Here is a 6,092-nt window from a genome sequence, read left to right as displayed (position 1 = left end):
CGGAACCACAGGCATAGCCCGTGGTTTTCGTTCATACAAAAAGACGAAATGGAAAGATGGGTTCTCCATTTCGTCTTTTTGCGCTCTTTTTACATTTTGTTCAGGCTAAGGCTGGAGAGTTCCGACTAGTTTTCCTTCTCGTTTTCCGCCTCCAGCTTGAAAATCCGCTTCATGTTCACCAAAAAGAGCGTAGTGGCCACTTGGATCGTGATTCCTACTTTTCCACAGCCACTTGCTCTTCCATACCCATAATTATTTTTTGCTCCCCGTTCTTCCGTTTCCCGTGGGGCACCGCCGAACTCAGCTTGCTCGCTTTTCTCTATCAGATCTTTTAGTTGCTTGCCATCATGCGCTTCTCCGCTCGTGATGGCCGCTGCCGTCATGATCCGCTCTGGCGTCATCGCCAGATGTGTTTTGTACTAATGGTAGTACGCTTCGCAAGTTTATTTTTGCGATATGCTCTTTTTTGCAAATATTTTTTTAAGTGTTGAAGCGAGCCGGCACCTCGGCTCTTTACTGATTGATCTCCATCAGCTTCTGCTTGAGCTCATTTTCCATTCTCATCAGTGCGGCTTCAGCTGTTTCTCTTTTTTGTCTGCCCTCTTCCTGAATCTGCACCACTTCGTCAATGGTGGAAATCAGCAGCTCATTGGTGTGCTCCAGAGTTTCCACGTCCACAACGCCCCGTTCCATCTGCCTTGCGGTTTCTACGGTGGCGGTTTTCAGGTTTTCTGCGTTCTTGGTTAATAGTTCGTTGGTCATGTCCGTGACTGCCTTTTGGGCCTGGGCTGCTTTATTGGAATGTTCGATGCCCAGGGCGATGACCATCTGGCTCTTCCACAGCGGAACTGTGTTCACCAGCATGGACTGAATCTTTTCCGACATGAGCACATCGTTGTTTTGAATGAGCCGAATCTGCGGTCCAGTCTGCAGGGAGATGGTCCTGGTCAGCTCCAGGTCGTAAATTTTCTTTTCAAAGCGGGCGATCAGCGACGCATAATCATTGGCTGCGTTGAGATCTTCACTGCGTGCCGATGCCTTGGCCTTTTCCATCATCTGGGGCAGTTCTACATTTTTCGCGTGTTCCAGCTTCTTTTTCCCGGCAATGATGTACATGGTCAGCTGCTTGAAATAATCCTGGTTCATGTCATACATCTGATCCAGCATGGCTGAATCCTTCATCAACTGAATCTGATGACCCTCCAACACCTTGCAGATATTTTCGATATTGGTCTCTGCCTTCTCATATTTGGTTTTCATCGCAGCCAATTTATTCGCATTCTTTTTGAAGAACCCGAAGATCCCTTTCTGTTCTTCCTGGACGTCAAAGTTCCTCAGCTCCCCGATGACTCGGGTCAGGGTTTCGCCCACTTCGCCAAAATCCTTGGTCTTTACATTATCCAGCGCCTGTTCGGAAAAATCGGCAATCTGCTTTTGTGTGCCGGATGCGTATTGCAGCACCGTCTGGCTGTCGTAGAGATCGATCTTATCAGCAAAGGCTTCGATCTGCTGTTTTTCCGTATCATTCAGAGGATACTGCTGGTATTCCTCCTGCACGGTAAGGTTCTTTTGCATCTCACTCGCTTTCGCCTGCTCCATCTGCGGCGCTTCCCCCAGATTAAAATCCGAATTAAAATCACTCATCACTTCTTACCTCCGTTAATTTCATCTCCTGCCAATCCCTCTTGCGCAAAGAGCGTCTTGAGCACAGCAATGTCGCTGGAAACATCCATGGCCACATCCACATACATACTATCGTAAAGCTTTTCATAAGCTTCATTGATCGTATCAAGCGTTCTTGCGATCTCGCCTTTTGCTTTGGTTATATTTTCGCCTTGTATCGTCTGCTCGTCAAGCTCTCGATAAGCGTTTACCAGCTTTTCTGTCGTCGGCATGTAGTAGCTCATGAACCTTCGCAGCTGCCCCACCTGCTCGGGATTCTCACGGACATAATCGAAAATCTTTTTGACAATGCTCTCCATCCGATACAGCTTTTGCGAAATATCCGGGTTATAAATGGCGTCATTGGCCTCGCGGATCGTTTTAAGATAGGCTTTACCCTCAGCAATGACCTGCTCCATCTGGGCATCTCCAGCCTCCGCTGGCCGGGCGTGCTCCTTCTCCGCCTCTTCTGCGCTGGCTGCCGCGCTGTCCCTTGCCTGCACATATTGGTTGTAAAGCTCATCGGTTCCAATAAAACAAGTTTTCTGATCATCGATATGTCCTTCCAAAAAGAAGTTCTTATCGATCATCTTCTGCAAGTCTTTGCAGACAAACTTGGCGCTCTTGCCTGATCTTTGAGCCAGTTCCTTAATGGCACAGAACGTCTGTCCTCCCATGGAGGATAGATATTTTCTGAAGCGGCTGGCAAGACCATAGCGCTTTGTCCCCAGGGCAGCCGTGATCAATCCGGCCAGAAAAAGAGGCACAAAGCCTCCCGCCACTGCACCCAAAATACCTGCGGGAACACTGCCCACCGAGCTCATGGTAACACTGAGAATTCCCAGTACAATCATGGCAATCCCAAATCCGCCGGCCAGGCCGTAGCCGATCACCATCATCAGCACGCCTGAAATGCGCCCCGGAACCTTCCGCAGAACCGGTACTCCCCCGGCAGTTTTCACTGACGGCACACTCGTATTCTGCCTGTACGGCTGAAAACCGGCCGGACGGCTGGCTGAGGCCTGTCCGGTATCTGTACCGGGTTCATCGTCTTCGGGCCCATGATACAGCTTTCCATTAATACCGCCGAATCCGCCCATGCTTCCTGACCCCGCTGCCGATCCTCCGTAAAAAGCCTGATCCACCTTGTCCCGGATATCCCGATTCAGCTGATCGAAATTCCTATTATTAATGGCATCGTTTACCCGTCTGCCAATATCGTTTCCCAAATCTGTAAAATCCTTTAAATCCATATACCCTCCCTCCCATGCATACACATAGGTATCTAAATAGCGCCCATACCCGATGGTGTAACTAAAGTTCGCGCTAACCTCCGCACCCTTCCGCCGCTTCGCTGGCATTTTTCCATACCAATACCTGGTCAGATGTTATTTTCCGGAAAAAACCGAAAATATTTTTCAAAATTTACCCTTATTTCAACAATTACGCACTCTTAAATAAGCGTTAATAGGCTTTACGGAAGCCAGCCATTCATTTTCCCCGTTGAAGACCCCGCAAACCCGCAACTTTGCGTAAAAATCACGGATTATTATAAAAATTTACCTGAACCTGGCGATTTCCGCTATTCTTGTATCGCGCAGAGCACATCTGCCCATCAAAAAAACTCGTACCAATCTGCCAGAATCGTATAAGATGCGAGCCATGTCGAGCATCTTTCACTTATTCTGTACCTTGCGGCAACGCCGTACCAATCTGCCAGAATAGTATATCATTTTTTATTTGTTTGGACAACAAAGAAAGCCCGCCTTTTACAGAATCAGCTTCTGAAAAGGGCAGGCTCCCATCTATTTTGTTCTATCTCAGTTCCAGCAGTTTTGGGTTGGGGTATTTTGTGCCGTCTTCATTATAGACATAGAATCCCACATTGGTTTTTCTCCCAAGAAAGCCCGAGTCTACCATTCTCCTCAGAGAAACGGCCGGTCTGTATTTTGGGTCTCCAATCTCTTCATGGAGCACTTCCATTACGGCAAGCTCCACATCGATCCCGATCATATCCATCAATTCCAGAGGACCCATGGGATGGTTCAGCCCTTTTTTCATACCCATATCGATCTCTTCGATCGTTCCGATTTTGCGCTCTACCAAAATACAGGCTTCATTGAGCATGGGAATAAGCATGCGGTTGACGATAAATCCGGCTTCGTCCTGCGCCAGGATGCAGGTCTTGCCCAAATATTCGCCCAGTTCGCTGGCAATTTCGATGGCCCGCTGACCGGTCTGATAGCCTCTGACGATCTCCATAAGAGGAATTCTCGGCACAGGGCTGAAAAAGTGCATGCCCACGAACCGTTCCGGCTCTTTAAACACGCTCCCCAGGGAAGTGATGGAAATGGACGACGTATTGCTGGCAATGATCGCTTCTTCTTTGGCATGTTTTTCGATTTCTTTCATGATGCTGACTTTGATGTCTTTATTTTCCGCAACCGCCTCGATCACCACGTCCGCCTTGCTGCATTCAGTGATGTCAGTGACATAACGAATCCTGGAAAGGATTTCCGTTTTATCGCCTTCCGAAATCTTTCCCTTTTTAACCTGTTTGTCCAGGCTCCTTACAATGCCCTTGCGGCTTCTTTCAAGCTGCTGCTGGGAAATATCATAAGCAACCGCCTCCAATCCCTTTGCGGCTACGTTTTCCACGATACCTGAACCCATAAACCCGGCACCAACTACAAATACTTTTTTTACATTCATGTGCTTATTTCCTTTCTGCTTGTTATGATCGCTATCAGACGCATGAATCATATTTTACTCGATTGGCAAGGTTTTTGCAAGAGGCTATAAAATATACGGAAAATTCTTGTTTTCTTGGCCGGTTTTCCTCTGGCCTTTCGCTACCGCTGGGGCATTTGAAAATTCTCCAACGCCTGGTTTAGAAAGTCGTTGAAAGGCTTCATTGCCCGGAAAATTTCAATGGCTGAGGATAGAAACGCATCCTGAGTAAGCTTGGAATCCTCCAGGGTATATTCCAAATACCAGCTTTTGTATTTCAGATATTCCGCCTGGGGATGATCGGCATCGTACCCGCGGGGTACATTCTTCAGTTTACTTCCATCAACCGTAAAATGTCTGGTAAATTCCGGAGCGCCGATGATTTCTTCCCATTCCTGTCCGTGGCTCAGCAAATAATCCCGAATCATGTTCGTCGCATCCTTGAACATGTCCGCAAAGAGACCGCCTCCTAAAAAGGATTTTCCGCCGGGTCGAATCATCAAATAATAGCCCACCGGAATGGGCAGCTTGCCTTTGGGACCGATGTGGGCGCGGAAGGACGGATTGTAGGGCGACTTGTCCTTGCTGAATCTGGTATCCCGCATCAGCTTGAAGGTCAGATGTTTTGGTTCATATAAGGACACGCTGTTATCAAATTTGCTGATTTCCAGGTTGAGATGCTCTACCAGTTCCAAGAACTGGGCGTTGGCTTTGGTATACTCCTCCTTATGGGCATGATACCAGTCCTTCTCGTTGTTTTCTTCCAGTTCTGCCAGATAATCCAGCATCAGCTGCATATTCATTGCTGCGCCTCCTTTACAATTCGATATTCTTCCGATTTTAAAAACTGCTCCAAAAATTGCATTACTTTGGGGCTGACTTTATAAGACGGCATTTGGGCGAAAAGCGCCGACAAGTCGTCGATCTTTTCCATGGCGCTTTTGCACCGCTCCAGCATTCCTCCTGAGGAAGTCTCCTTTCCCTGATACTCCAGGTGTTCAGGGTTGATCCGATGGGAAGCGATGGCGTAGTTGACCCGATTGGCACAATTGCAGGGCCCCGTACCTGATAGCCCGCAGTAGGCGCCCAGAAACTCAGCCATTTTCTGTCTGATGCGGGACAGCCGTTTGCGATAGGTCTCCGGCGTTATGTCTAAAATTTCTCCGGCCACCTTGCTGTCCACCTTGAACATAGTTCCCAGAATGAAAATACACCTGCTTTCCGCGTCCAGACACTGGAGCATCACGTTGGTACAGGAAAATTTCAGTTCCTCCGCCAGCAGGGAAGCATCGACTCCCTGAGTCAGGTCCGGAACATCCTGCTCTTTGCCGCTCATAATATCGGCGCCGTAAAACTCAAAGCTGAGGGGATGTTTTGCAAACATGCTTTTTTTGTAATCCCGCAGGTGATTGACCGCGATGCGGAATACCCATGTGGTGAAGCTGCTTTCTTTTCTGAAGGAAGAAAGGTGGGTCATAACTTTAATCAATATCTCCTGCGAAGCATCTTCCGCGTCAGCAGGCATGCCCAGCATCCGCAGCGACAGGTTGTACACCAAATCCTGTATATCGGCAAGAACCGCTTCCAAAGCGTTCTTATCGCCTTCCATTGCCTGCTGCACCAATTCCATTATCTCTTGTTTTTCCATAAATGTTTACCTCCTATGTAATTAGACGCTATTTTTCTGTTTGTGTGACAGA

The 6,092-nt window shown here is 48.1% G+C and carries 6 protein-coding genes; all 6 read right to left on the bottom strand.

Translation table 11 applies throughout. The features are described 5' to 3' along the window. Positions 1 to 125: 125 nt before the first annotated feature. The 6 genes from LG211_RS19465 to LG211_RS19440 all read right to left on the bottom strand — a co-directional run bounded on the left by LG211_RS19465 (position 126) and on the right by LG211_RS19440 (position 6,040). Positions 126 to 401 (bottom strand): hypothetical protein, encoded by a 276-nt coding sequence (locus tag LG211_RS19465; protein WP_269478265.1) that lies wholly within the window; start codon positions 399 to 401, stop codon positions 126 to 128. 112 nt (positions 402 to 513) lie between these two features. After that, positions 514 to 1,644 (bottom strand): toxic anion resistance protein, encoded by a 1,131-nt coding sequence (locus LG211_RS19460; RefSeq protein ID WP_269478264.1) that lies wholly within the window; start codon positions 1,642 to 1,644, stop codon positions 514 to 516. Continuing rightward, positions 1,644 to 2,915, bottom strand: a complete 1,272-nt coding sequence (locus LG211_RS19455) for a 5-bromo-4-chloroindolyl phosphate hydrolysis family protein (RefSeq protein ID WP_269478263.1) — start codon at positions 2,913 to 2,915, stop codon at positions 1,644 to 1,646. The genes LG211_RS19460 and LG211_RS19455 overlap by 1 nt, the downstream gene beginning before the upstream one ends. Positions 2,916 to 3,477: 562 nt before the next feature. Further along, on the bottom strand, positions 3,478 to 4,374 hold the full coding sequence (locus LG211_RS19450) for a 3-hydroxyacyl-CoA dehydrogenase family protein (protein WP_148397274.1): 897 nt from the start codon (positions 4,372 to 4,374) through the stop codon (positions 3,478 to 3,480). Positions 4,375 to 4,514: 140 nt separating this feature from the next. After that, complete coding sequence (locus tag LG211_RS19445) at positions 4,515 to 5,195, bottom strand: DUF2461 domain-containing protein (protein ID WP_269478262.1); 681 nt, start codon at positions 5,193 to 5,195, stop codon at positions 4,515 to 4,517. Then, positions 5,192 to 6,040, bottom strand: a complete 849-nt coding sequence (locus LG211_RS19440) for an RNA polymerase sigma factor (protein ID WP_148397272.1) — start codon at positions 6,038 to 6,040, stop codon at positions 5,192 to 5,194. Before LG211_RS19440 ends, LG211_RS19445 begins: the two co-directional genes overlap by 4 nt. Between the last annotated feature and the right edge of the window lie 52 nt (positions 6,041 to 6,092).

Source organism: Hominibacterium faecale, from assembly GCF_020734085.1.
Lineage (GTDB): Bacteria > Bacillota > Clostridia > Peptostreptococcales > Anaerovoracaceae > Hominibacterium > Hominibacterium faecale.
Note: the sequence above shows the minus strand (reverse complement) of the source record. Positions and strands in the feature narration are given on the sequence as shown.

Excerpts from the sequence above, each read along its gene's own strand:
- LG211_RS19465 (WP_269478265.1), bottom strand. The coding sequence starts at position 401 with ATGACGCCAGAGCGGATCATGACGGCAGCGGCCATCACGAGCGGAGAA.
- LG211_RS19460 (WP_269478264.1), bottom strand. The coding sequence starts at position 1,644 with ATGAGTGATTTTAATTCGGATTTTAATCTGGGGGAAGCGCCGCAGATG.
- LG211_RS19455 (WP_269478263.1), bottom strand. The coding sequence starts at position 2,915 with ATGGATTTAAAGGATTTTACAGATTTGGGAAACGATATTGGCAGACGG.
- LG211_RS19450 (WP_148397274.1), bottom strand. The coding sequence starts at position 4,374 with ATGAATGTAAAAAAAGTATTTGTAGTTGGTGCCGGGTTTATGGGTTCA.
- LG211_RS19445 (WP_269478262.1), bottom strand. The coding sequence starts at position 5,195 with ATGAATATGCAGCTGATGCTGGATTATCTGGCAGAACTGGAAGAAAAC.
- LG211_RS19440 (WP_148397272.1), bottom strand. The coding sequence starts at position 6,040 with ATGGAAAAACAAGAGATAATGGAATTGGTGCAGCAGGCAATGGAAGGC.